Source organism: Achromobacter sp. 1L-A-4-B-C2 (assembly GCF_057291955.1).
This window is the reverse complement of record NZ_JBXAWP010000006.1, coordinates 635,839-657,607: the sequence shown is the minus strand read 5'-3', so window position 1 is coordinate 657,607 and position 21,769 is coordinate 635,839. Positions and strand designations below refer to the sequence as shown.

The window sequence follows — 21,769 nt, the reverse complement described above, 5'->3', positions numbered from 1 at the left end:
GGGGAGGCGGCAACGGTGGCAACGAGGGCTATGGCGACATCAACGTCCACGTCTACGGCAACCGCGCCATGGGCGGCAGCGCGTCAGACGCCGATCCCTCCTGGCGTTTCCTGATCGTGCTTGATCAGCAGCTTTTTCAGCAGGCCGGCCAATTGTTTGCGTTCGGCGGCCGAGAGCGGATCCAGCAGTTCGCCCAGATCCTTCAGGTAGTCCTTCAGCACCTGCTTGATGACGCGCAGGCCGTCAGGGGTTAGTGACACGATGATGCCGCGCCGGTCGTCGGGGTTCGGATTGCGCACCAGCAGCCCCGCCTGTTCCAGCCGGTCAAGCCGGTTCGTCATCGCCCCTGATGTCAGCAACAAGGCTTCGACCAACTTCTGCGGGTTCAAGGCGTGCGGCGCGCCGGTGCGGTAAAGCGTCGCCAGGACGTCGAATTCGCCCTGGTGCAGGTGATGGCGGCGAAAGCTGCGATTGACGTTTCGGGTCGCAAAGGCGTTCAGGCGGAACACCCGGGTCACAACCGCCATGGCCGCGAAGTCCTGGTTGGGGCATTCGGTGGTCCATTGCGAGATGACGAGATCGACAAGGTCGGACGTGGGCATGATCGAATTTATTTGATGTGAAGTTTCTTCACGTAAAGATAAATTCTAGTCCCCTGAACCCGGCTCGCGCAAATCGCGCGACAAAAAGAAAGGCCCGCCTCTTTCGAGGCGGGCCTTTCCGGCTTGACCGGATGGTCGCGCGAATTACTGCGCGGCGTCCTTCAGCTTCTTGAGCGGGCGAACCTTCACCTTGACCGAAGCCGGCTTGGCGGGGAACCAGCGCTCAACGCCAGTGAACGGGTCCTTGCCGAAGCGCTTGGCCTTGGCGGGAACCTTCTGCACGGCAACCTTGAACAGGCCGGGCAGCGTGAATTCGCCGGCGCCCTTCTTGTCCACGGAACCCAGCACCGAGGTTTCCAGGCTGGCCAACACGGCCTTGACGGCCTTGGCTTCAACGCCCGATTGCTCAACGATGTAAGCGACCAGCTGGGTCTTGTTCATTGCAGCCTTGATGGCCTTGGGTGCAGCAGCGACCTTCTTGGCGGCGACGGCCTTCTTGGCTGCGGGCTTCACAGCGGTCTTGGCGGCGGTTGCCTTCTTTGCAGGTGCCTTGACGGCGGTCTTGGTGACTTTCTTGGCAGGAGCTTTTGCTTTCGTGGCCATGGTCAAAATCCGTAGTTGAGGACATGGGGCAGCGCGCGCCGGGTATCGGCAATTAACGCCACGCGCCCGATGATAGCGGAAGACTAGCCGTTCTAGCGGTTTTCCGCCGGGATTTCAGCCGTTGTTTGTTGTTTTCCACGCAGAAAAGTGCTTCCTGCAAGGGTTTCTTCAAAAAAATGCCATCGCGCAATGGCTCGCGGACGTGGCCTCGCGCATCACTGAACCTTCCGCGCATCCCGTGTTCCAATTGCGTCGCGAAAAACAAAAGCATGGATTTCAAGCACCGATATGTTGATGAAGAAATTGGCGGCGAGCCTGCTCGTCGCAACCGCATGCCTGTCCAGCGCGCTGGCGCAGCCGATGCCCGAACCTGTGTTGTCGGCAAAGGCCTGGCTGTTGTTGGATGAAACCAGCGGGCAGGTGATCGCGTCGCACGCGGCCACCACGCGCATCGAGCCGGCGTCCCTGACCAAGATCATGACGGCCTACGTCGTGTTTGACGCTCTGAACAAGAAAGAAATCACGTCGAGCCAAACGGTAGTCATTTCCACGCGCGCCTGGAAAGTGCCGGCAGGCAGCTCCAAGATGTTCCTGGAGCCGGGCTCGAAAGTGAGCGTGGACGACCTGCTGCGCGGCTTGATGGTCCAGTCGGGCAATGATGCGGCCATTGCGCTGGCCGAGGCGGTCTCGGGCAGCGTGGAAGCCTTCGTGGCGCGCATGAACGACACGGCGGCAAAGCTTGGCCTGCATGCCACGCACTTTGCCAGCCCGCACGGCTTGCCCGATCCGGGCACGTATTCAACGGCCAGCGACTTGTCCATCCTGGCCACGCGCTTCATCCGCGACTACCCGCAGCTGTACAAGACGTACGATTCCGCCAAGCAATTCACCTTCAACAAGATCACGCAGCCCAATCGCAACCGGCTGCTGTGGCTGGACCCCAGCGTGGATGGCTTGAAAACCGGCCACACCGATTCCGCCGGTTACTGCATTGTGGCCACCGCGCGGCGGCCCAATGGCACCGACCAGCGCCGCCTGATTACGGTGGTGGTGGGCACGGCCTCCGACAAGCTGCGCACGCAGGAAAGCCGGCAGTTGCTGGAGTGGGGTTTTCAGGGTTTCAATACGATCAAGCTGTACGCGCGCGGCCAGGCCGTGGCCACGCCGGAAGTCTGGAAGGGCGAAAGCGACAGCCTGAAAGTCGGTTTTGCGCGCGACGCCTATGTGACCGTGCCGGCCGGCGCCAAGGTCGAGCCGGTGTGGACGCCGACGTTGCCGCTGGTAGCGCCGATTGCGGCGCAGGACACGGTGGGCGCGTTGCGCGTGCTGGTGGACGGCAAGCCCGCCATGCAGTTTCCCGTGGTGGCGCTGGAACCGGTGGCCGAGGCAGGTTTTGCCGGCCGCGCCTGGGACAGCGTTCGACTGTGGTGGCGCGGCCATTCTGGTTGATGGCGCAGCAACATGCAGGAGGTGTGCGATGGTGGTGAGCTTTCCCGCAGGCCCGGCGCCCGCGCCCGGATCGGATGACCCATTGGCCCTGCTGTCCGCCTGCCACGGACGCATCGCCCGCCAGTGCGCCACGCTTGAACGGCTGGCCGCGCACCTGCCCGTGCACGGCAGCGACGAGGCCGCGCAAACCGCCGCCGCCAGCGTGCGCCGGTATTTCGACACTGCGGCGGTGCACCATCACGAAGACGAAGAAGAAGACCTGTTCCCCGCCTTGATCGATTCCATGGCGGGTTCGGATGCAGGCTGCCTGCATGCGTTGGTAGAGGGCCTGAGGGACGACCATCGCCGCCTGGCGACGTTCTGGGCGCCGCTGCGCCAGGCCTTATCCGATATCGCGGCGGGCCTGCCGACGACCTTGCCGGCGGAGCAGGTCCGCGAATTCACGCAGGCCTATGCCGCGCATATCCAGCGCGAGGAAGACGAGTTGCTGCCGATGGCGTCGCGGCTGATTTCGGACGAGGCGCTGGCGGCCATCGGGCACGCCATGGCGGTGCGCCGGGGCGGCGACGCGGGCTGAGCGGCGACGGGGTTCGACTGTCTTTCAGCCCTTGCGCCCTGAATTGCCGTTCAGAAAAATGACGCTACGATGCGTCAAACCGGCGCGCTGGGCGCCGCCCTGACGACGCCATGCCATGAACCGCAACCTTCGTTTTCGCCAGATACTGCAAGATTCCGCATTGATGCACGCCATGTCGGCGCACAACCCGATGGCGGCGCGGCTGGCCGCCGACGCCGGCTTTGACGCCATCTGGGGCAGCGGCTTTGAGTTGTCCGCCAGCTACGCGGTGCCCGACGCCAGCATTCTTTCCTCGTCGGTGCATCTGGACATGATGCGCGCCATCGCCGCGACGGTGGACGTGCCCGTCATTGCCGACATCGACACCGGTTTTGGCAACGCGATCAACGTGTCGTATGTGGTGCCGCAGTACGAAGCGGCGGGCGTGTCGGCCGTGGTGATGGAAGACAAGACCTTTCCCAAGGACACCAGCTTGCGCGCCGGCGGCCGGCAGGAACTGGTTCGGACAGAAGAATTCCAGGGCAAGATCGAGGCCGCCTGCGCCGCGCGGCGGGACGCGGATTTTTGCGTCATCGCCCGCACCGAGGCGCTGATCGCCGGCTTGGGCCAGCAGGAAGCGCTGTCCCGCGCCCTGGCCTACGAGGCTGCGGGCGCCGACGCCATCCTGATTCATTCCAAGCAAAGCACGCCCGACGAGGTCCTGGCGTTCATAGCCGCCTGGCCCGGCCGCGTGCCGCTGGTGCTGGTGCCGACCGCATATCCGCAACTGCGCGAAGCCGACATCCAGGCGTTGGGCAAGGTGGGCTTGGTGATCTACGGCAACCATGCCATCCGCGCGGCGGTGGGCGCGATGCGCGATGTGTTCGCGCGCATCCGGCGCGACGGCGGCATACACGCCGTGGATGCCGATCTGCCTTCGGTCAAGGACATCATCGCGTTGCAGGGCGATGCCGCCATGCGCGAACTTGAGCAGCGATATCTGAAGTAGTCTGCCCGAAGGCGGCAACGCTGACCATGCACGTTGTCGCGGCCCATCCGAGGCCACCCCACCAAAGCCACCCCACCAAAGCCACCTATCCGCGGCAATCTCCCGCATGCCTCTTTTGCGCGCATAGGCCGTTGCGCGCACCCCAGCGAGGGATTACGCTAGACGGCTTTTGGCGCCCCGGAGGCACGATGGAGCAGGCGACACGATGACGCAAGCGGCAAGCAAACTGGCGAGCCGCCTGTTCGGTTCATGGGTGAACGAGGTCAGCCGCGTCACGTTGCGGGCGGACCTGTTCGCCGGCCTGCTGGGCGCGCTGCTGGTGCTGCCGCAAGGCGTCGCCTTCGCCACACTGGCCGGGCTGCCTGCTGAATACGGGCTGTATTCGGCGATCGTGCCCTGTATCGTCGCGGCCTTGTTCGGGTCGAGCCGCCACGTGATGTCGGGTCCGACCAATGCCAATTCGCTGGCCTTGTTCGCGGTGCTGACACCGCTGGCGGTCGCGGGCAGCCCCGGCTATATCGAACTGGCGCTGGCCGTCACGGTGCTGGTGGGGGTGATGCAGTGGCTGGTGGGCGCGCTGCGCCTGGGGTCGTTGGCACATTTCATTTCGCCGTCGGCGCTGTTCGGTTTCACCAGCGGTGCCGCGCTGCTGATCGCCGTGCATGCCTTGAAAGAGGGGCTGGGTGTGCCGTCGCCCGCGTCGCACGGGGCGGGCGCCTTGCTTGTCAGTGTGGGCACGCATCTGGATCAAGTGCATCCCGGCGCCGTCCTGGTCACGCTGACCACGCTGGGCGTGGCGCTGCTGGTGCGGCGGCTGGACAAGCGCAAGCCCTACATGTTGCTGGGGCTGGTGGCCGGTTCTGTGGCGGCAGCGGCGTTCAATTCTTGGGTGGCCAAGGCGGGTGGGGATGCGGTATCGGTGGTGGGCGCCATCGCGCAGCCGTGGCCGCCGTTCCACGTGCCCAGCGTCGACTGGCGCGCCTTGCCCGACCTGATGAGCCTGGCCTTCGCGCTGACCATCGTGGCCCTGGCGCAATCGATATCCATTGCCAAGGCAGTGGCTACCCGGTCGGGTCAGCGTATCGACGCCAACCGCGAATTCGTGGGGCAGGGCCTGTCGAACATCGTGGGCGGCTTCTTTTCCTGCTACTTGTCCTGCGGTTCGTTGAACCGGTCGATTCCCAATTTTGAAGCGGGCGCCAAGACGCCGCTGGCGGCGGTATTTTCGGCGGTGTTGCTGGTGGTGCTGGTGGCCCTGTCCGCCCCGCTGCTGGCCATGATTCCCAACGCCGCCATCTCGGGGCTGTTGTTGCTGGTGGCATGGACGTTGCTGGACATCCCGCGTTGGCGCCAGTTGATCCGGATGCAGCCGGGCGAATGCGCCATTGCCGCCGCCACGCTGGCCGCCACCGTCACGATCCGCATGGAAGTGGCCATTTTGCTGGGCACCGTGCTGTCGCTGATGGCCTACCTGCACCGCACCTCGCGCCCCGCCATGCGCACGATGGGCTTTGATTCACGCGGGCCGGATCGGCGCTTCGTGGTGCTGGCACACCAAGCCGACGCGCTGCCGGAATGCCCGCAGCTGAAATTGCTGCGCATGGAAGGGTCCATCTACTTCGGCGCGGCGGCGCACGTGGCGCAGCGGCTGCACGAGCTGCGCGAAGCGCCCGAGGCGCCGCGCCATCTGCTGGTGATGGCCAAGAGCATGAACTTCATCGATCTGGCCGGCGCCGAGGTATGGGAAGACGAACTTGTTGCGCGGCGCGCGATGGGCGGCGACCTGTATTTCCACCGCCCCCGGCCCGAAGTGCTGGACATGTGGCGCCGTACGGGATTCCTGGATCGGTTGGGGGCGGACCATATCTACCCCGACAAGGCGACCGCGCTGCGCGACATCTACGCCAGGCTGGATCGCGGTATCTGTGCGGGCTGCCAGGCGCGGATATTCTGGGAATGCCAGACCCCCGCGCAAGCCTCGCCGGATCAGGGTGTTTCCGTACCCAGGTAGGCGGCCCGCACGCGCTCATCCGCCGCGATGACGGCGGGGGCGCCTTCGGCCAGCAGAGCCCCGCGCACCAGTACCGCGATGCGGTCCGCGTGTTTGAACACCACGTCCAGGCTGTGTTCCGTGAACAGCACGGCGATGCGCCGGCTGTCGGCCAACTGTCGCGTCAGCTGCATCAGGGCGTGCCGCTCGTTGGTGGCCATGCCCGCGGTGGGTTCATCCATCAGCAGCAGCCGTGGTTGGTGCGCCAAGGCCATGGCAAGCTCCACCCGCTTGACGTCGCCATAGGCCAGCGTGCCGCAATGCGCGTGGGCCTTGTCCGCCATGTGGACCTGCGCCAGCAGGCTCATGGCCTCGTCCAGCGCGTGGCGGCCGGCGCGGCGCCAGGCGCGAAACAGCAGGCGGTCGCGCGCCAGCAGCGCGGTCTGCACGTTTTCGCACACCGTCATCGAACGAAACGTGGCTGCGGTCTGGAAGGTGCGGCCCACGCCCAGCCGGCAGATCCTGCCCGCCGACAAGCCGACCAGCTCGCGGCCACCCAGCCGCACGGATCCGGCATCGGGCCGCAACTGGCCGCCCAGCGCGTTAAAGCAGGTGGACTTGCCCGCGCCGTTTGGCCCGATCAGCGCCAGCATCTGACCGGCGTCCAGCGTGAACGACACGCCCGCCAAGGCGTCGATTCCGCCAAAGGACTTGCGCAGGCCCTGCACCTGCAACAAGGGGGAGGTGGGCGAGGTCATGCGCGCCTCCGGTTCAGGCGCGCGGCGGCGCCCGCCAGGCCATCGGGAAATGCCATGACGAGCACCAGGATGGCCAGGCCCAGCACCGCGTGCCAGTACTCGGTGCTGCGCGCGGCAACGTCTTGCAGCCAGGTGTAGGCGGCCGCGCCAACCAGCGGCCCGGCCAGCGTTTGCAGGCCGCCCAGCAACACCATCACCAGCCCGTCTACCGACCGGCTGACCGCCAGCACGTCCGGTGCGATGCTGCCCTTGGAAAAGGCGTACAACGACCCGGCCAGCCCCGCCGCGAAGGACGCCGCGACAAAGCCCGCCCACTGCACGCGGCGGGTGTCCATGCCCAGCGCCTCGGCGCGCAGCGGCGAATCGCGCACGCCGCGCAGCGCGTAGCCCAGCGGCGCAAACGCCAGCCGGCGCAGCCACGCGATGCCTGCCGCGCACAGCGCCAGCGTCACGTAATAGAACCACGGGCCTTGCGACAGCCACGCCGACGGCCATAGCCCGATCAGGCCGTTGCTGCCACCGGTGACGTCGTCCCACTGATAGGCCATTGCCCACAGAATCTGCGCCACGGCCAGCGTCAACATGGCCAGATACACGCCGGACAGGCGCACGCAGAACCAGCCGAACAGCAGCGCCCCGAACGCCGCGGCGAAGGGGCCCAGCAACAGCGCGGCTTCCATGGGGATGGCGGCCAGCTTCAGCAGCAGGGCGGCCCCATACGCGCCCAGGCCAAACCAGGCAGCGTGGCCGAACGACGTCATGCCCGCCAGGCCGGTCAGAAAATGCAGGCTGGCGGCGAACAGGGCGGCGATCAGGATCTCGGTCATCAGGATGCCCAGATACGGCCATTGCAGCGTGGCGACGGGCACCAGGGCCAGCAGCACCAGCAGCGCGCCATAGGCGTAGCGCGTACGCGGGCCGGCGGGGGTAATGGGCCGTTCCGGCGCGCCGGCGTGCGACGCGGGGGCAGGCGGCTGGCCCAGCAATCCCCAGGGGCGCACCACCAGCACGACCGCCATCACGGCAAATTCCGCCAGCAAGGTCAGTTTGGACAGGTTGAACACCCAGGGGCCGATGGCGACCTGGCCCAGGAATACGAAGACAGCCTTGACCGAGCAGATCAGCACCGCGGCCAGGAACGCGCCGGGAATGGAGCCCAGCCCGCCCACCACCACCACGACAAAAGCGCTGGCGATGATTTCCAGGTCCAGGCCCAGCGTGGCCGGCACGCGCGGTGCGGCCAGCGCGCCGCCCAGCCCGGCCAGAAACGCCCCCAGCGTGAAGGCCGACGTAAACAGCCACGCCTGGTTCACGCCCAGGGCGGCCAGCATGTTGCGGTTTTCGGAGGCGGCGCGCAGCAAACGGCCCCAGCGCGTGCGCATCAGCAGCAGCCACAGCAGCCCCAGCACGACGGGGCCGGCGGCGATCAGCAGCAGGTCATATTGCGGATAGCGCCGGCCCAGAATCTGCACGGCGCCGGACAGGCCCGGCGCGCGCGCGGCGAACAGGTCCTCGGGGCCCCAGATGGCCAGTGCCGCATCACCGATGATCAGCACCAGTGCAAAGGTGGCCAGTAGTTGAAACAGTTCGGGCGCGCGGTACAGCCGCTTCAGCACCAACCATTCGGCGGCCAGGCCGACCAGCCCGGTCACCAGCGCGGCCAGCAGCAAGCCCAGCCAATAAGCGGGGCCGGTGCCGAACCAGTTGGTGAAGGTCCAGGCCAGGTACACGCCCAGCATGTAGAACGAGCCGTGGGCGAAATTCACCACGCGGGTCACGCCGAAGATCAGCGATAAGCCCGCGGCCACCAGGAACAAGGCGCTGGCGTCCGCCAGGCCGTTAAGCAGCTGCGACAGCAGCCCCGACAGGCTCATCAGTTGGCGGGACGCATCTTGCGCACCTGCTCATCGGGCGGCTGCAAGCGCGCGCCGTCGATGTAGGCGAAGTCTTTCATGACGCCCTTGCCGTCTTCCACCGCCGTGACGCCCACGTAGACGCCCATCGTCGATTGGTGGTCGATCTTGCGGTATTGGATCGGGCCGTAGGGTGTGTCCACCTTGAGGCCGCCAAACGCGTCCACCAGCTTTTCCGTATCCACGGCGCCGGCGGCTTTCAGCCCCTGGGCGATCGACATCAGGGACGCATAGCCCACCACCGAGCCCACCTTGGGCGTTTCGTTGTAGCGCTTCTTGTAGGCGTCCACGAAGGCGGTATTGGCGGGGGTGTCGATGGCGTACCAGGGGTAGCCGGTCACGATCCAGCCGCTGGGCGTGTCGGCGCCCAGCGGTTCCAGGTATTCCGGTTCGCCCGACAGCACGGACACCACCGGCATGTTCTCGAACAAGCCGCGCGTGTTGCCCTCGCGCACAAACCGCGTCAGGTCGGCGGCGAACAGCACGTTGAAGATGGCATCGGGCTTGGCGTCGGCCAGGGCCTGCACCACGGCGCCCGCGTCTACCTTGCCCAGCGGCACGGCCTGTTCCGCCACGAATTCCACATCCGACTGGAACGACTTCATCATGGCCTTGAAGGTGGCCACGGCGGACTGCCCGTATTCGTAATTGGGGTAGACGATGGCCCAGCGCTTCTTGCGCAAGGCCAGGGCCTTGGGCGCAAGCGCCGCCACGTGCATCCAGGTGGACGGGCGCAGGCGCCAGGTGTAGCGGTTGCCCTCTTGCCAGGTGATCTTGTCGGTCAGCGGCTCGGCGGCCAGGAAAAACACCTGCTGCTGCTTGGCGAAGTCGGTCAGCGCCAGGCCGGTGTTGGACAGAAAGCCGCCGAAGATCAGCTCTACTTTTTCGCGGGCAATGAGCTCCTGGGCGGCGCGTACCGAATCGCCCGGGTTGCCGTTGTCATCGCGCGAAATCACTTCCAGCTTCCGGCCCAACACGCCACCACCGGCGTTGACCTCTTCCACCGCCAGTTGCCAGCCCTTTTTGTAGGGGCCAAGAAAGGCGGGAATGGCCTTGTAGCTGTTGATCTCGCCGATGCGTATGGGCGGTTCCTTGTCCTTGGTGGTGGCGGCGCCAACAGGCGTCAGTGCCAGGGCCAGGAGTGCGGGCGCGAGCGCGCGGCGCAGCAAAGTAAGGCAGGGACGAAGCATGGCGGTCATCGCAGGCAAGGGGTCGGGGCAGGGTAGCGGCCAATTGAAGCACGCCCCTTTGCCGCGCGGCAATAATAAAAAACGCTCCGCGCCAACAAAAAAAGCCCCGCGAGGCGGGGCTTTTCACTACCTGGAAAACCGGCTGAATTACTTCAGCTTGGTTTCCTTGTAGTCAACGTGCTTGCGAGCGACCGGATCAAATTTCTTGATCAGCATCTTCTCGGGCATGTTGCGCTTGTTCTTGGTCGTCGTGTAGAAATGACCCGTGCCGGCAGTCGACTCGAGCTTGATCTTTTCGCGGATACCTTTGGCCATGTCGTGCTCCTAGTATGTAGATTGGCGGGGAGGCCGATTAGGCCAGTTCGCCGCGGGCACGCATTTCGGCCAGCACGGCGTCGATGCCGTTCTTGTCGATCGTGCGGATGGCCTTGGCCGAAACACGCAGGCGAACCCAGCGGTTTTCGCTTTCAACCCAGAACCGGCGCGATTGCAGGTTGGGCAGGAAGCGACGCTTGGTCTTGTTGTTCGCGTGCGAAACATTGTTGCCCACCATCGGGCCTTTGCCGGTCACTTGGCATACGCGTGCCATGGATGCACCTCTTTATGTCGTTCTTGTCGCGCATCGCTTGGGGGAGGTAGACAGGGTTTTAGCCGCCGGGCTGTAGTGCGCTGTAGTGCACTTTTGGTGCGCACTGTGTTGCGCTGCCGGCCACCCAGTCTTAGTGGATGAGGGGCAAGTGGAACCTGCCCCGTGCTTATACCCGCTGCCTGCCATCCGCCGTGTACCTGGGTTGTTGCCAAAGTACCGAAATGCGCGGTTGGGGTCAGAGTGCTGAACTACAAAGCATAGTAGTCCCGCACGGGAAACTTCATGTGAAGACGTAGATTCTAATACGAAAAACGCAGGCAGATCAAGCGGCAGTGCGTCAGGCGGTGTGCGAACGCGCCACACGCCCCGAGATCCAGGACAGGCACGCGCACGTGGCCAGCGTGGTGGTCAGGGGCAGGGCGCTGTCGGTCTGCCAGGCGCTGACGGCAAAGCCGGCCAACGCGCCGCAGGACAATTGCAGCGTCCCCAATAGCGCCGACGCCGCGCCCAGGCGCTTGCCTTGGTCCGACAGCGCCAGCGCGGCCGAATTCGGGTTCACGAAGCCCTGGCTGCCCATGTAGCAGATCAAGCACACCATCAAGAGAGGCAACGTCATCCAACCGGCCAGCGTCAAGCCCACCGCGACCAGGCTGGCAATGGCCAGCGACGTCAGCGCGTAACGCTGCAACTGGCGGGGCTGATAGGTGCGCAGCAGTCGCGCGCTGATCTGCGAACAGACGATCAGCGACAGCGCATTCGTGCCGAACAGCAGCCCGTAGTACTGCGGCTGCACGCCGTAGAGCTCGATAAAGACACGCGGCGATCCAATGATGTAGGCAAACATGCCGGCCTGGCCGAAGCCGCCCGCCAGGCTGTGCGCCATGAAGCCACGATGCCGGAACAGGTCGCGATAGTTGCGCAAGATGGTGCTCCAGCGCAGTGGCACCACGCGTTCGGGCGCCAGCGATTCCTTCATGATGCGGGCCACGGCCACCATCAGCATTGCGCCGCCAGCCAGCATGATCCAGAACAGGCTGCGCCAGGACGCGATGGCCAGCAACTGCCCGCCCGCCAGCGGTGCAAGAATCGGGGCCAGCCCCATGATCAGCATCAGCAGCGACATCGCGCGCGCGGCTTCGTGGGTTTCGTAGTGGTCGCGAATGACGGCGCGCGGGATCACGATACCGGCCGCGCCGCCCATGGCCTGCACCACGCGCCAGCCGGTCAGCGCTTGGACCGAGCCGGATAGCGCGCAGCCCAGCGAGGCAATCATGAACAGCGCCAGGCCCACCATCAGCGGCGGCTTGCGGCCGAAGCGGTCGGCCATCGGGCCGTAGAACACCTGCGCCAGCGCCAGGCCGATCAGGTAGGCGGCCAGCGTGCGTTCGACATCGCCGCGCGGCACGCCCAGGTTTGCCGCGATGGTCGGGAACGCCGGCAAATACATATCGATGGCGAACGGACCGATCGCGGTCAGCGCGCCCATGAGAATGAGCCAGCCGGGCAGGCCGCTGCGGGAAACAGATGATGGGGACATGGTGATCGCGGTAAAACGCAGGGACAGGGCGCGCGTCTCGGTTACCCGTCCGTTCAGCGCCAAGCCAGCGACTTTATCACGCGCCACCTGACAGGGAAATGTCACCGCTTTTCCGATAAAGTCGCCGACGACCTGTCGTGTTCAGTGGAGATGCCGTGAATCCTTTGCTGTCTGTCGTGGAACGCAAACTTCAAGCCCTGCCGGTGCCGGTGCAACTGGTGCTGCCCGATGGCGCGGTGGTCGGGCCGCCCGATCCGCGCGTGCGATTCGTCACGCACGACAAGGCCGCGCTGGTGCACCTGGCCGAAGGCGCCGTCGGCGTGCTGGGGCAGGACTACGTGGAAGGGCGCATCGATATCGAAGGCAATATGCGCGACGTCATGGCGGCCGCCTCGGCGTTGCTGCCGGGCTCGCCCGTGGAGGCCGCGCGCGGCGGCTGGTTGACCGAACTGGTGCGTCGCGTGATGTCGGTGTGGCGCCATTCCATCGAGCGCGACGCCAAGCAGATCGAATTCCACTACGACCTGTCGGATGACTTCTATGCGCTGTGGCTGGACCCGCGCCGCGTGTATTCCTGCGCCTATTTCCGCACGCCGGACATGACGCTGGCGCAGGCCCAGGAGGCCAAGCTGGATCACATCTGCCGCAAACTGCGGCTGCGCCCGGGCGAACGCTTTCTGGATGTGGGCGCGGGCTGGGGCGGGCTGCTGTTGTGGGCCGCCGAGCACTATGGCGTGGACGCCACCGGCATCACGCTGTCGCGCAACCAGCACGCCTATGTGACAAAGCTGATCGAGGAAAAGGGCCTGTCGGGCCGGGTCCGCATGTCGCTGCTGGACTACCGCAAGCTGGATGAAACCGCGCCCTTCGACAAGATTGCCTCGGTGGGCATGTTCGAGCACGTGGGCCGCGCGCAGCTGGATGACTATTTCGCCAAGCTGCGCCGTCTGTTGCGTCCCGGCGGCCTGATCATGAACCATGGCATCACCGCGGCGGGCGTCTACAACGCCGAACTGGGCAACGGCATGGGAGAGTTCATCGAAAAGTACATCTTTCCGGGCGGTGAGCTGACGCACATCAGCGTGGTCATGCAGGCGATGACCAATGGCGGCCTGGAAGAGGTGGACGTTGAAAACCTGCGCCCGCATTACGCCCGCACGCTGTGGGCATGGAGCGATGCGCTGGAAGCCCGGCTGCCCGAAGCGGCGCAGGTGCTGCACGGGGAAGAGGGCGCCCGGTCGCTACGTGCCTACCGCCTGTACCTGGCGGGCTGCGCCATGGCATTCGAGCACGGCTGGATCGCGCTGCATCAGATCCTGGGCCAGACGCCTGCCGTGGGCCGCGCCGACGAATTGGACAACCCGGCCGACCTGGCCTATCCGTGGCGTCGCGACTACATGTATGGCGACTCCGAAGTCCTGCCCGCTGACCAGTCGTTGAATATCCGCTGAATACAAGCCGAAAAAGGACAATAAAAAGCCTTCGACCGCGGACCGGAACGCGCTTTTCAGGCCGCTGGAACGCGCTGTATGTACTGATAAGATTAAAATATTAACTGAATGTATCGGCCATTTGATACCAATATTCCCCAGGGGAAATTCATAAACCACCCCTGATCGACAAGGGTAATCCCGTAGCTTTTCGGCCGGGAATGTATCTGACTTATTCAGGCTTGCACTTGGGCAGCGCAGCAATTTCGTTTAAGATGCTGCCTTCTTCGTTCAGTTTTGTTCAATTTCTGTGGGTTTTCAAAAACCATGTTTTTGAAACTCCTGTCTTGCAAGAACCCGCGCCTTTGCGGTTGTTCTTGTCGCTAGTGTCGGTTTGTATTGGCGGTTCTGCCCGTCTTCCGCACAACCCCCTTAGCTCCACGGCACTTCCGGGCCAGACCCGGCGTGTGTCCTTGAACCTATGGAGGCAAAAAGCCAATGCGTTTTACCCCTGTCAAGACCCTGGCCGCCGCGGCCGTTATGTTTGCATTTGCCGGCGCGGCCCAAGCCGCCGACGCTCCGCAGTGTGAAATCAAGCGCCCGGTCAATTTCGGCGCCATGAACTGGGAATCCAACCTGGTTCTGGTCGATGTCGAACGTTTCATCATGGAAAAGGGCTACGGTTGCAAGACCGAAACCCTGCCGACGGAAACGCTGCCTGCCCTGGCCGCGCTCGAGCGCGGCGATCTGGATATCAATACCGAAATCTGGCTGAACAGCGTGGCAGACCCCTGGGACCGCGCGCAAAAGACCGGCAAGGTCAAGCGCATCGGCGACTTGTACATGGGCGCCGAAGGCTGGTACATCCCGCGTTACACCGCTGAACGTCTGCCCGAACTGAAGTCCGCCGCCGACCTGCCCAAGTTCAAGGACGAATTCAAGGATCCGGAAGAACCCGGCAAGGGCCGTTTCTACGGCTGCCCGGCGGGCTGGGGTTGCGAAGTCACCAGCAACAACCTGTTCCACGCCTTGAAGCTGGACGACACCTACACCCTGTACTCGCCCGGCACGGGCGCCGCGCAGAAAGCCGCGCTGATGTCGGCCTACAAGCGCAAGCAGAACGTGGTGTTCTATTACTGGTCCCCCACGCCGCTGGTGGGCGCGATGGATCTGGTCAAGCTCGACATGCCGCCTTACGATGCCGAAAAGCACAAGTGCCTGACGTCGACCAAGTGCGCCAAGCCCGAGCCCAGCGCCTACCCGGACAACCCCGTCTTCACGGCGGTGAACACCAAGTTCTCGGAAGAAGCGCCCACGCTGACCGAGTTCCTGTCCAAGGTGTCGGTGCCGCTGCCGGTCATCAACGAAACCCTGGCCCACATGGAAGAGTCCGGTGATGAATCGAACGCCGTGGCCAAGTGGTTCTTGAAGAACAAGCCCGACGTCTGGACCAAGTGGGTTCCCGCCGACGTCGCCACGCGCGTCCAAAGCGCGCTGTAACCGTATCGGAAGTCGGCCTCGCGCTGTCATGGCGCGGGCCGGCCGCCTTAAGGGAAAAAGCCCGTTGCGGTCTTTGCATCGGGCTTTTTCCCCTGAGATGGCCGCTGGCCGGGCGTTTGTTACCCCGCCGCCAGCAAAAGGCGTTGCACCGTATGTGGCCTGCTTTGTGGCCCGCTTTCGTCAAGAAAGCGCCCCGGCCGCATGCCCCTCCGGAATCCGGAATGCGTGGTGGCCACCGGCCGCCGGAAAGCGCCAAAGAATGGAGTCGAAACTATGTTTCCTGAAATTATTCCCGCCCGTCAGGTCAGGGCGGCGATCGACGGGTTCGTCGATCACCTGGTCACCAACTACGCTGACACGCTAGAGACCCTGTCTCAGCCGGTCCTGCACGCCCTGGTGTGGCTGGAGCAGTTGCTGCGCAACTCGCCCTGGTGGGCCGTCGTCGCCGTCACCATCGCGATCGCGTGGGGCGTCAGCCGCCGCATCGGCCTGAGCCTGGCCATGGGCGCGCTGCTGTGCGTCATCGGCGTGCTGGGTCTGTGGGACGCCGGCATGCAGACGCTGGCGCTGATGATCATGGCCGCCGGCCTGTCCGTGCTGATCGGCATCCCGCTGGGCGTGCTGATGGCACGCATCAACTGGCTGCGTTCCATCATGCTGCCCGTGCTGGACGTGATGCAGACGATGCCCAGCTTCGTCTACCTGATTCCGGTTGTGATGCTGTTTGGCCTGGGCAAGATCCCCGCCATCATCGCCACCGTGATCTACGCCGTGCCGCCGCTGATCCGCCTGACCGACCTGGGTATCCGCCTGGTCGACCGCGAAGTGCTGGAAGCGTCGCGCGCCTTTGGCGCCAACCCGCGCCAGCAACTGTTTGGCGTGCAATTGCCGCTGGCGTTGCCCAACATCATGGCCGGTATCAACCAGACCACGATGATGGCGCTGTCCATGGTGGTGATTGCATCGATGATCGGCGCGCGCGGCCTGGGCTATGAAGTGTTGCTGGGCATCAACCGCCTGGAAGTGGGCCGTGGCCTGCTGGCGGGCCTGGGTATCGTGGTGCTGGCCGTGCTGTTCGACCGGATCACGCAATCGTATGGACAGCGCATGCGCATGGGAGGCCAGCGATGAGCAAGATCGAAGTCAAGAACATCTACAAGGTCTTTGGATCGCATCCGAAGAAATGGCTGGCGGCCGCCCAGGGCGGCATGAGCAAGGAACAGCTGTTGGCCGAAAGCGGCCACACGCTGGGCCTGCGCGACATCAGCCTGTCGATTGAAGAGGGCAGCATCTACGTCATCATGGGCCTGTCCGGGTCCGGCAAGTCGACGCTGATCCGCCACTTCAACCGCCTGATCGAACCCAGCGCCGGCCACATCCTGGTCGATGGCGTGGACGTCGTCAGCCTGAACAAGCGAGACCTCGAAATCTTCCGTCAAAAGAAGATGAGCATGGTGTTCCAGCGCTTTGGCCTGTTCCCGCACCGCACCGTGCTGGACAACGCCGCATACGGCCTGACGGTGCAGGGCGTGGGCAAGGCTGAACGCGAGAAGCGCGCCCGCGACTGGCTTGAGCAGGTGGGCCTGGCCGGCTTCGAAAACCAGTATCCGCACCAGCTGTCCGGCGGCATGCAGCAGCGGGTGGGCCTGGCGCGGGCGCTGGCCACCGACGCCGAAATCCTGCTGATGGATGAAGCGTTCTCGGCGCTGGACCCGCTTATTCGACGCGAAATGCAGGACCAGCTGCTGCAACTGCAAGCCAAGCTGAACAAGACCATCGTGTTCATCACGCACGATCTGGACGAAGCGCTGCGCCTGGGCAACCGCATCGCCATCCTGAAGGACGGCGAACTGGTGCAGGAAGGCACGCCGGAAGACATCCTGCTGAATCCGGCCAATGACTACGTGCAGTCCTTCCTGCAAGACGTGAACCGCACCAAGGTGCTGAACGCCACGCACGCCGTCAACCCCGCGCGCCTGACCTTGACGATGCGTTCGCGTCCGGCGCACGCGCTGGACCGCATGCGCGCCATGGACTACGAATACGCGCCGGTGCTGGACGGCAAGCGCCTGGCCGGCGTGCTGACCGCCAAGGCGGCCGAGCAGGCCATCCAGGAAGGCGTGCGCGATGTGTCGCGTTTCGTGGAAGACCTGGCGTCCGTGCCGGCCACCGCCGGCCTGGGCGAAGTGCTGGCCCAACTGGTGCACAGCGACCAACCGGTTGCCGTTACCGGCGAAGACGACGAATTCCTGGGCATGCTGTCGCGCAAGAAGGTCGTTGAACTGGTGACGCCGGCGCTCACGGAAAACGCCACGGCGGAACCCGCCGCGATGGATCTGGCAAGCGAACCCGTGCACGAGCCCCGCGACCAGGCCGCCTGACCCTCGTTCGCACCCCCGCGCCCCGCTGTTTTAGGGCGTATCGACTTTGCCCGGCTGCAATCCGCTTGCAGCCGGGCAAAGTCGTTTTATGATGGCTGGCCGGCCACGCGTCCGGCGTTCCCCGTTCGAATCACCGGAAGCCGTCATGCCCATTTTGAATGTCCAGATCCTGCAAGGCCACTCGGCCGCCCAGAAGGCCGCCTTGTTGCGCGCCGCGTCCGACGCGGTCGTCCAGAGCATTGCCGCGCCGCTGCCCAGCGTGCGCATCGTCTTGCAGGAAGTGCCCGCTGAAAACGTGATCGTGGCCGGTGAAATCGGCAAGCGCATGGTGCGCGTCGACGTGGCGCTGATCGAAGGGCGCGACGAAGCCAAAAAGGCCGCGCTGATCGCCGCGCTGAACCAGGCCGTGTGCAGCAGTATCGATATCTCGGGCGAAGACGTGCGGGTGCTGATCCGCGACGTGCCCAAGGTCGACATGGGCGTGGCCAACGGCATCAGCGCCAAGGCCGCCGGCCGCTAAGCTGCCGTTGCCGCATCCGCCGCGCGAAGATCCCGCGCGGCTTTTTTGCGCCCGGCCTTATTGCATCTTCAAGCCCAGTTCGGCCACGAAGTGTTTTTCCTCGGCCACCTGCTTGACTGCAAATTCCGTGTACGCGGCGCTGTCCATCAGCATGTGCGGCTGGTCGGCATTGTCCAGCGCGCGGTTGTACTCGGGGTCGCGCGAGGCGCGGTGGAAGGCCTTTTGCAGCACGGCGACGATCTTCGGGTCCATGCCCTTGGGGCCGGCGATACCGACTGGGTTGGTCGCCACGATGGGGTAGCCCAGTTCGGTCAGCGTCGGCACGTCGGGCACGCGCTTGGCGCGCGCGTCGCCGACGATGGCCAACAACCGCGCGCGGCCCGTGTCGATCATCGGCCCCCAGCCCGCGTCCGACACCATCTGGATGTGGCCGCCCAGCAGTGCCGTCGTTTCTTCGGCCGCGCCCTTGTACGGAATGAAGTTGAACCGTGCCCCGGTCAAGCGCGACAGGCGTTCGATGGCAATGCGGCCCGAGCCCCCCGCGCCCGTGCCGCCGTAGCTGATCTTCTCGGGGTTGGCGCGCGCGTGCGCGATCAGTTCGTCCAGCGTTTTCCAGGGCGCGTCCTGGCGCACCACGATGCCGTAGGAATAGGCCGTCATGCAGGCGATGTAGGTGAAGTCCTTGACCGGGTCGTAGTTCACCTGTTGCAGGAACGGGTAGCGAAACAGCGTGCCCACCACCACCGAGATCGTGTAGCCGTCCGGCGACGCCGTCTGCGCCATCGCGGCCGGCCCCAGCGTGCCGCCCGCGCCGGGGCGGTTCGCGATGACGACGGTTTGGCCCATTTCTTTGGAAGCCGCCACGGCCAGCGCGCGCATCTGCGTATCGGTGGCGCCACCCGCCGGAAACGGCACGATCAACGTGATCGGGCGTGCCGGAAACGTGGCGGCTTGGGCGCCGCGCCAAAGGCCCAACGTGGCCGGCAAGATCAGGCCCAGCTTGAGCAGGCTGCGGCGTCGGGGCAAGGCGATGCTGCTGCGAGAGGAATCCGTCATGGTTGTCTCCATCCTGATTTGTTATGGGGCACAGCAAGGGGCACAGCGACAGGCACCGCAAGGCGCGGCAAGTGTCACAGCAAGGGGCACGGCAACGGCTTCCCGCCCGCCTCAACGCGCAATGCCGCGCGTGGACAGGCTGGCGATGGCGGCGTCGTCATAGCCGGCGTCGCGCAGGATCTGGTGGGTGTGTTCGCCCGGCAGCGGCGCCTGGCGTCGGATGGCGAATTGAAAGCCGGACATCTTTACCGGGCTGGCCACCTGCGCGCCGGCCCCGTATTCCGTGTGCCGCGCCGCGTGCACCATGCCGCGCGCGGCGTAGTGCGGATGCGCCAGGCTTTCGGCCAGCTTCAGCACCGGCGCGACGCAGCAGTCGGCGCCGTCCAGCAATTGCAGCCAATGCGCCAGCGGTTGCGATCCAAACCGTTGCTGCAATTCCGACCGCACCCACGCTTGCCGTCTCGCGTCTTCATCCCGATGCCAGGCCAGCAGATCCGGCCGCTCAAGCCTGCGGCACAGCGTGTCCCAGAACTTCGGTTCCAATGCCGCGACGGCCAGATAGCGGCCGTCTTGCGTTCGGTATTGGCCATAGCACGCCAGCGCACCCGACAAGGTGTCGCCGCCGGCGGGCCGCGTCGCGCCTTGCGCGTTCAGCGTGGCCAGCGGCACCACCGCGGCCGCCAGCAAGCCGTCGGCGATGGCGATATCCACATAGCGTCCGCGCCCCGTGCGCTGCGCATCGACCAGCGCCGCCAGGATGCCCATCACCGCCGTCAGCGAGCCGCCCAGAATGTCGGCCACCGGCAGGTTCGACAAGGCCGGCTGATCCGGCCCACACCCCATCTGGTCCGCCACGCCCGCAACCGCCGCATAGTTCAGGTCATGCCCCGCGTCATCGCATAGCGGGCCATCCTGCCCGTAGCCCGTGATGCTGCAATACACCAGCCGGGGATTGTGTCGCGACAGCGTTGCGTAGTCGGCCTTCAGCCGCGCCGTCACGCCAGGCCGGAAACTCTCGATCACCACATCGGCGTCGCGCGCCAACCGTGCCAGCGCCGCCTGCCCTTCGGGATGCTTCAGGTCCAGCCGCAGCCCGCGCTTGTTGCGGTTGCACACGGCGCGCAACGCGGGCGGCGCGTAGTCGCCCGCTTGCGTGTCCTCGATCTTGATGACGTCGGCGCCCAGGTCGGCCAGGTACTGCGCGCCCAGCGGGCCGGGCAGCAATCGCGACAGGTCCAGCACCTTGATGCCCGCAAGCGGGGCGGTGTTCGGCGTATCCAAAGAGGGACTCCGGTAAATACGAAGAGGCAGCCAGCCAGCGGCAAAAGCCAGTCTAGGCGCGGCTTTGCGCCGATCCAATGGCGAAATGGATGATTCCGCTTGGCGGGAATGCTCACGCCGGGCATTCCTTGGCCGCATGGCTTTCGCTACCATCGACCCGACTCGGTTCGCGCCCCCGCCGTAGGAATCCGCCATGACGCATCACACCATCGCCGTGGGGCACATCGCCCAGATCCTGCAAGGCGCCCGCGCGCGCGGCGTGGACGTGGAACGCGTGCTGCGGCGCGCCCAGGTGCCGCCCGCCTTGTTGCAGGCGCCACTGGCGCGCGTATCGCAGGCCCAGTTCGCACAGATCCTGCGGATGTTGCGGCGCGCCACGCGTGACGATTTTTTGGGCATGGGGCGCCATCCGGTGCCGCTGGGCGCCTTTGCCCACGCCTGCCGGCTGGCCTTGCAGGAAGGCACCGTGGGCCAGGCGCTGCGCGTGGCGTTTCGCTACTACCATGGCGTGCTGCGCGACTTCACCGCGCGGCTGTGCGTCAGTGGCGATACCGCGCGCATCGTGCTGGACGCCCGCGGCGCGCCGGACTGCACGCAGTGGTACGGCGAGCGCACGTTTCTGTTCTTCACGCTGGGCGTGGCCAACTGGCTGGCGGGGCGCCGCCTGCCCATCCTGGGCGTGGATTACAAAGCCGGCGCGCGTAGCGCCGACGCGCAAAAAGTCTTTCACGCGCCGGTACGGTACGGCCGGCCCGACACCGGCCTGTGGCTTGATGCCCGGTGGCTGGCCCTGCCCGTGGTGCAGGACGCGCAGGCGCTGCACGCCTTTCTGGCGAACGCGCCGTTCGACCTGCTGGTGAAGTATCAAGACCGCGCCACGCTTACCGATCGCATCCGCCGCCTGCTGCGCAACGACTTGTCGGGGGACCTTCCATCGCTGGCGCAGGTCAGCGCGCAGCTGTCGATGACGCCGCAAACGCTCAGGCGCCATCTGCGCGACGAGGGGCAGGGCTTTCAGGTACTGAAGGACGATCTGCGGCGCGATGCCGCCGTTGAATACCTGGGCCGTCAGGATCTGTCGCTGGTGGACATCGCCGCGCGGCTGGGCTTTTCCGAACCCAGCACCTTTCATCGCGCGTTCAAGAAATGGACCGGCGTGTCTCCCGGCGAATACCGCCGCACCCAGCTGGCCTGCGCACCGGCATCGATGCCTGGCCGCGCGCCGTCGGCCCCTGACACTTTCCGCCAATCCGTTTGACGCCTGCGGCCATTGCCGCGCGCCGCGCCAAGCCGCCAAGCTACGGGCTGGGCAAGGTCGGTGACGATGGCAATCCGCAATCTGCAATCCGCAATCCGCAATCCGCAATCCGCAATCCAAAATCTGCAAACACGCCGATCCGCCGAT

General features: G+C 65.3%; 20 protein-coding genes. 10 read left to right on the top strand and 10 right to left on the bottom strand.

The features are described 5' to 3' along the window. Positions 1 to 83: 83 nt before the first annotated feature. Together AC0Z35_RS28100 and AC0Z35_RS28095 are read right to left on the bottom strand one after the other, a co-directional pair. On the bottom strand, positions 84 to 602 hold the full coding sequence (locus tag AC0Z35_RS28100; RefSeq protein WP_046807264.1) for a MarR family winged helix-turn-helix transcriptional regulator: 519 nt from the start codon (positions 600 to 602) through the stop codon (positions 84 to 86). Positions 603 to 746: 144 nt separating this feature from the next. Then, on the bottom strand, positions 747 to 1,205 hold the full coding sequence (locus tag AC0Z35_RS28095; protein ID WP_046807265.1) for an HU family DNA-binding protein: 459 nt from the start codon (positions 1,203 to 1,205) through the stop codon (positions 747 to 749). A gap of 288 nt (positions 1,206 to 1,493) precedes the next feature. Here AC0Z35_RS28095 and AC0Z35_RS28090 point away from each other — a divergent pair, with 288 nt between their 5' ends. From AC0Z35_RS28090 to AC0Z35_RS28075, 4 genes are all read left to right on the top strand, one after another. After that, positions 1,494 to 2,654 (top strand): D-alanyl-D-alanine carboxypeptidase family protein, encoded by a 1,161-nt coding sequence (locus AC0Z35_RS28090; RefSeq protein ID WP_082134647.1) that lies wholly within the window; start codon positions 1,494 to 1,496, stop codon positions 2,652 to 2,654. A gap of 28 nt (positions 2,655 to 2,682) precedes the next feature. Beyond that, positions 2,683 to 3,231: a hemerythrin domain-containing protein gene (locus tag AC0Z35_RS28085; RefSeq protein ID WP_485133045.1), complete on the top strand. Its 549-nt coding sequence runs from the start codon at positions 2,683 to 2,685 to the stop codon at positions 3,229 to 3,231. A gap of 115 nt (positions 3,232 to 3,346) precedes the next feature. Further along, positions 3,347 to 4,219: a phosphonopyruvate hydrolase gene (locus tag AC0Z35_RS28080; protein WP_485133046.1), complete on the top strand. Its 873-nt coding sequence runs from the start codon at positions 3,347 to 3,349 to the stop codon at positions 4,217 to 4,219. A 205-nt stretch (positions 4,220 to 4,424) separates the two neighbouring features. Further along, on the top strand, positions 4,425 to 6,230 hold the full coding sequence (locus AC0Z35_RS28075; protein WP_485133047.1) for a SulP family inorganic anion transporter: 1,806 nt from the start codon (positions 4,425 to 4,427) through the stop codon (positions 6,228 to 6,230). Here the strand turns inward: AC0Z35_RS28075 and AC0Z35_RS28070 are convergent. The 6 genes from AC0Z35_RS28070 to AC0Z35_RS28045 form a co-directional block, all read right to left on the bottom strand. Further along, positions 6,206 to 6,967 carry an ABC transporter ATP-binding protein gene (locus AC0Z35_RS28070; RefSeq protein ID WP_485133048.1) on the bottom strand — a complete coding sequence of 254 codons (762 nt, stop codon included), beginning with the start codon at positions 6,965 to 6,967 and terminating at the stop codon, positions 6,206 to 6,208. The two genes, AC0Z35_RS28075 and AC0Z35_RS28070, sit on opposite strands and share 25 nt — an antisense overlap. Next, entirely contained in the window at positions 6,964 to 8,841 is a 1,878-nt protein-coding gene (locus AC0Z35_RS28065; protein WP_120156561.1) for an ABC transporter permease, read from the bottom strand. The genes AC0Z35_RS28070 and AC0Z35_RS28065 overlap by 4 nt, the downstream gene beginning before the upstream one ends. Next, a complete protein-coding gene (locus AC0Z35_RS28060) occupies positions 8,841 to 10,070 on the bottom strand; it encodes an ABC transporter substrate-binding protein (RefSeq protein ID WP_120157585.1) in 1,230 nt (409 codons plus the stop codon). Before AC0Z35_RS28060 ends, AC0Z35_RS28065 begins: the two co-directional genes overlap by 1 nt. A gap of 147 nt (positions 10,071 to 10,217) precedes the next feature. After that, positions 10,218 to 10,385, bottom strand: coding sequence for a 50S ribosomal protein L33 (gene rpmG, locus AC0Z35_RS28055; RefSeq protein ID WP_003810296.1), 168 nt, complete (start codon positions 10,383 to 10,385; stop codon positions 10,218 to 10,220). 37 nt (positions 10,386 to 10,422) lie between these two features. Continuing rightward, positions 10,423 to 10,659, bottom strand: a complete 237-nt coding sequence (gene rpmB, locus AC0Z35_RS28050) for a 50S ribosomal protein L28 (protein WP_006385639.1) — start codon at positions 10,657 to 10,659, stop codon at positions 10,423 to 10,425. A gap of 337 nt (positions 10,660 to 10,996) precedes the next feature. Continuing rightward, a complete protein-coding gene (locus AC0Z35_RS28045; RefSeq protein ID WP_104144188.1) occupies positions 10,997 to 12,145 on the bottom strand; it encodes a Bcr/CflA family multidrug efflux MFS transporter in 1,149 nt (382 codons plus the stop codon). A gap of 206 nt (positions 12,146 to 12,351) precedes the next feature. Between AC0Z35_RS28045 and AC0Z35_RS28040 the strand changes: the two genes are divergently transcribed. The 5 genes from AC0Z35_RS28040 to AC0Z35_RS28020 all read left to right on the top strand — a co-directional run bounded on the left by AC0Z35_RS28040 (position 12,352) and on the right by AC0Z35_RS28020 (position 18,027). Further along, positions 12,352 to 13,647, top strand: a complete 1,296-nt coding sequence (locus tag AC0Z35_RS28040; protein ID WP_485133049.1) for a class I SAM-dependent methyltransferase — start codon at positions 12,352 to 12,354, stop codon at positions 13,645 to 13,647. Between the two features lie 477 nt (positions 13,648 to 14,124). Continuing rightward, positions 14,125 to 15,126 (top strand): ABC transporter substrate-binding protein, encoded by a 1,002-nt coding sequence (locus AC0Z35_RS28035; RefSeq protein ID WP_046807273.1) that lies wholly within the window; start codon positions 14,125 to 14,127, stop codon positions 15,124 to 15,126. Positions 15,127 to 15,399: 273 nt separating this feature from the next. Next, entirely contained in the window at positions 15,400 to 16,257 is an 858-nt protein-coding gene (locus AC0Z35_RS28030) for an ABC transporter permease (RefSeq protein ID WP_046807274.1), read from the top strand. Next, on the top strand, positions 16,254 to 17,507 hold the full coding sequence (locus AC0Z35_RS28025; protein ID WP_120156559.1) for a quaternary amine ABC transporter ATP-binding protein: 1,254 nt from the start codon (positions 16,254 to 16,256) through the stop codon (positions 17,505 to 17,507). The genes AC0Z35_RS28030 and AC0Z35_RS28025 overlap by 4 nt, the downstream gene beginning before the upstream one ends. A 145-nt stretch (positions 17,508 to 17,652) precedes the next feature. Continuing rightward, entirely contained in the window at positions 17,653 to 18,027 is a 375-nt protein-coding gene (locus AC0Z35_RS28020) for a tautomerase family protein (protein WP_006220931.1), read from the top strand. Between the two features lie 57 nt (positions 18,028 to 18,084). Here the strand turns inward: AC0Z35_RS28020 and AC0Z35_RS28015 are convergent, their stop codons facing one another. Both AC0Z35_RS28015 and AC0Z35_RS28010 read right to left on the bottom strand, forming a co-directional pair. Beyond that, a complete protein-coding gene (locus tag AC0Z35_RS28015; protein ID WP_485133050.1) occupies positions 18,085 to 19,083 on the bottom strand; it encodes a tripartite tricarboxylate transporter substrate binding protein in 999 nt (332 codons plus the stop codon). Positions 19,084 to 19,194: 111 nt separating this feature from the next. After that, positions 19,195 to 20,364: a CaiB/BaiF CoA transferase family protein gene (locus tag AC0Z35_RS28010; protein ID WP_485133051.1), complete on the bottom strand. Its 1,170-nt coding sequence runs from the start codon at positions 20,362 to 20,364 to the stop codon at positions 19,195 to 19,197. 193 nt (positions 20,365 to 20,557) lie between these two features. Here AC0Z35_RS28010 and AC0Z35_RS28005 point away from each other — a divergent pair, with 193 nt between their 5' ends. Beyond that, positions 20,558 to 21,622 (top strand): AraC family transcriptional regulator, encoded by a 1,065-nt coding sequence (locus AC0Z35_RS28005; protein ID WP_485133052.1) that lies wholly within the window; start codon positions 20,558 to 20,560, stop codon positions 21,620 to 21,622. Positions 21,623 to 21,769 lie beyond the last annotated feature (147 nt).

Bases quoted from the DNA above. Each gene is read 5' to 3' on its own strand.
- AC0Z35_RS28100 (WP_046807264.1), bottom strand. From the start codon at position 602: ATGCCCACGTCCGACCTTGTCGATCTCGTCATCTCGCAATGGACCACC.
- AC0Z35_RS28095 (WP_046807265.1), bottom strand. From the start codon at position 1,205: ATGGCCACGAAAGCAAAAGCTCCTGCCAAGAAAGTCACCAAGACCGCC.
- AC0Z35_RS28090 (WP_082134647.1), top strand. From the start codon at position 1,494: ATGTTGATGAAGAAATTGGCGGCGAGCCTGCTCGTCGCAACCGCATGC.
- AC0Z35_RS28085 (WP_485133045.1), top strand. From the start codon at position 2,683: ATGGTGGTGAGCTTTCCCGCAGGCCCGGCGCCCGCGCCCGGATCGGAT.
- AC0Z35_RS28080 (WP_485133046.1), top strand. From the start codon at position 3,347: ATGAACCGCAACCTTCGTTTTCGCCAGATACTGCAAGATTCCGCATTG.
- AC0Z35_RS28075 (WP_485133047.1), top strand. From the start codon at position 4,425: ATGACGCAAGCGGCAAGCAAACTGGCGAGCCGCCTGTTCGGTTCATGG.
- AC0Z35_RS28070 (WP_485133048.1), bottom strand. From the start codon at position 6,967: ATGACCTCGCCCACCTCCCCCTTGTTGCAGGTGCAGGGCCTGCGCAAG.
- AC0Z35_RS28065 (WP_120156561.1), bottom strand. From the start codon at position 8,841: ATGAGCCTGTCGGGGCTGCTGTCGCAGCTGCTTAACGGCCTGGCGGAC.
- AC0Z35_RS28060 (WP_120157585.1), bottom strand. From the start codon at position 10,070: ATGCTTCGTCCCTGCCTTACTTTGCTGCGCCGCGCGCTCGCGCCCGCA.
- rpmG (WP_003810296.1), bottom strand. From the start codon at position 10,385: ATGGCCAAAGGTATCCGCGAAAAGATCAAGCTCGAGTCGACTGCCGGC.
- rpmB (WP_006385639.1), bottom strand. From the start codon at position 10,659: ATGGCACGCGTATGCCAAGTGACCGGCAAAGGCCCGATGGTGGGCAAC.
- AC0Z35_RS28045 (WP_104144188.1), bottom strand. From the start codon at position 12,145: ATGGGCGCGCTGACCGCGATCGGTCCGTTCGCCATCGATATGTATTTG.
- AC0Z35_RS28035 (WP_046807273.1), top strand. From the start codon at position 14,125: ATGCGTTTTACCCCTGTCAAGACCCTGGCCGCCGCGGCCGTTATGTTT.
- AC0Z35_RS28030 (WP_046807274.1), top strand. From the start codon at position 15,400: ATGTTTCCTGAAATTATTCCCGCCCGTCAGGTCAGGGCGGCGATCGAC.
- AC0Z35_RS28025 (WP_120156559.1), top strand. From the start codon at position 16,254: ATGAGCAAGATCGAAGTCAAGAACATCTACAAGGTCTTTGGATCGCAT.
- AC0Z35_RS28020 (WP_006220931.1), top strand. From the start codon at position 17,653: ATGCCCATTTTGAATGTCCAGATCCTGCAAGGCCACTCGGCCGCCCAG.
- AC0Z35_RS28015 (WP_485133050.1), bottom strand. From the start codon at position 19,083: ATGACGGATTCCTCTCGCAGCAGCATCGCCTTGCCCCGACGCCGCAGC.
- AC0Z35_RS28005 (WP_485133052.1), top strand. From the start codon at position 20,558: ATGACGCATCACACCATCGCCGTGGGGCACATCGCCCAGATCCTGCAA.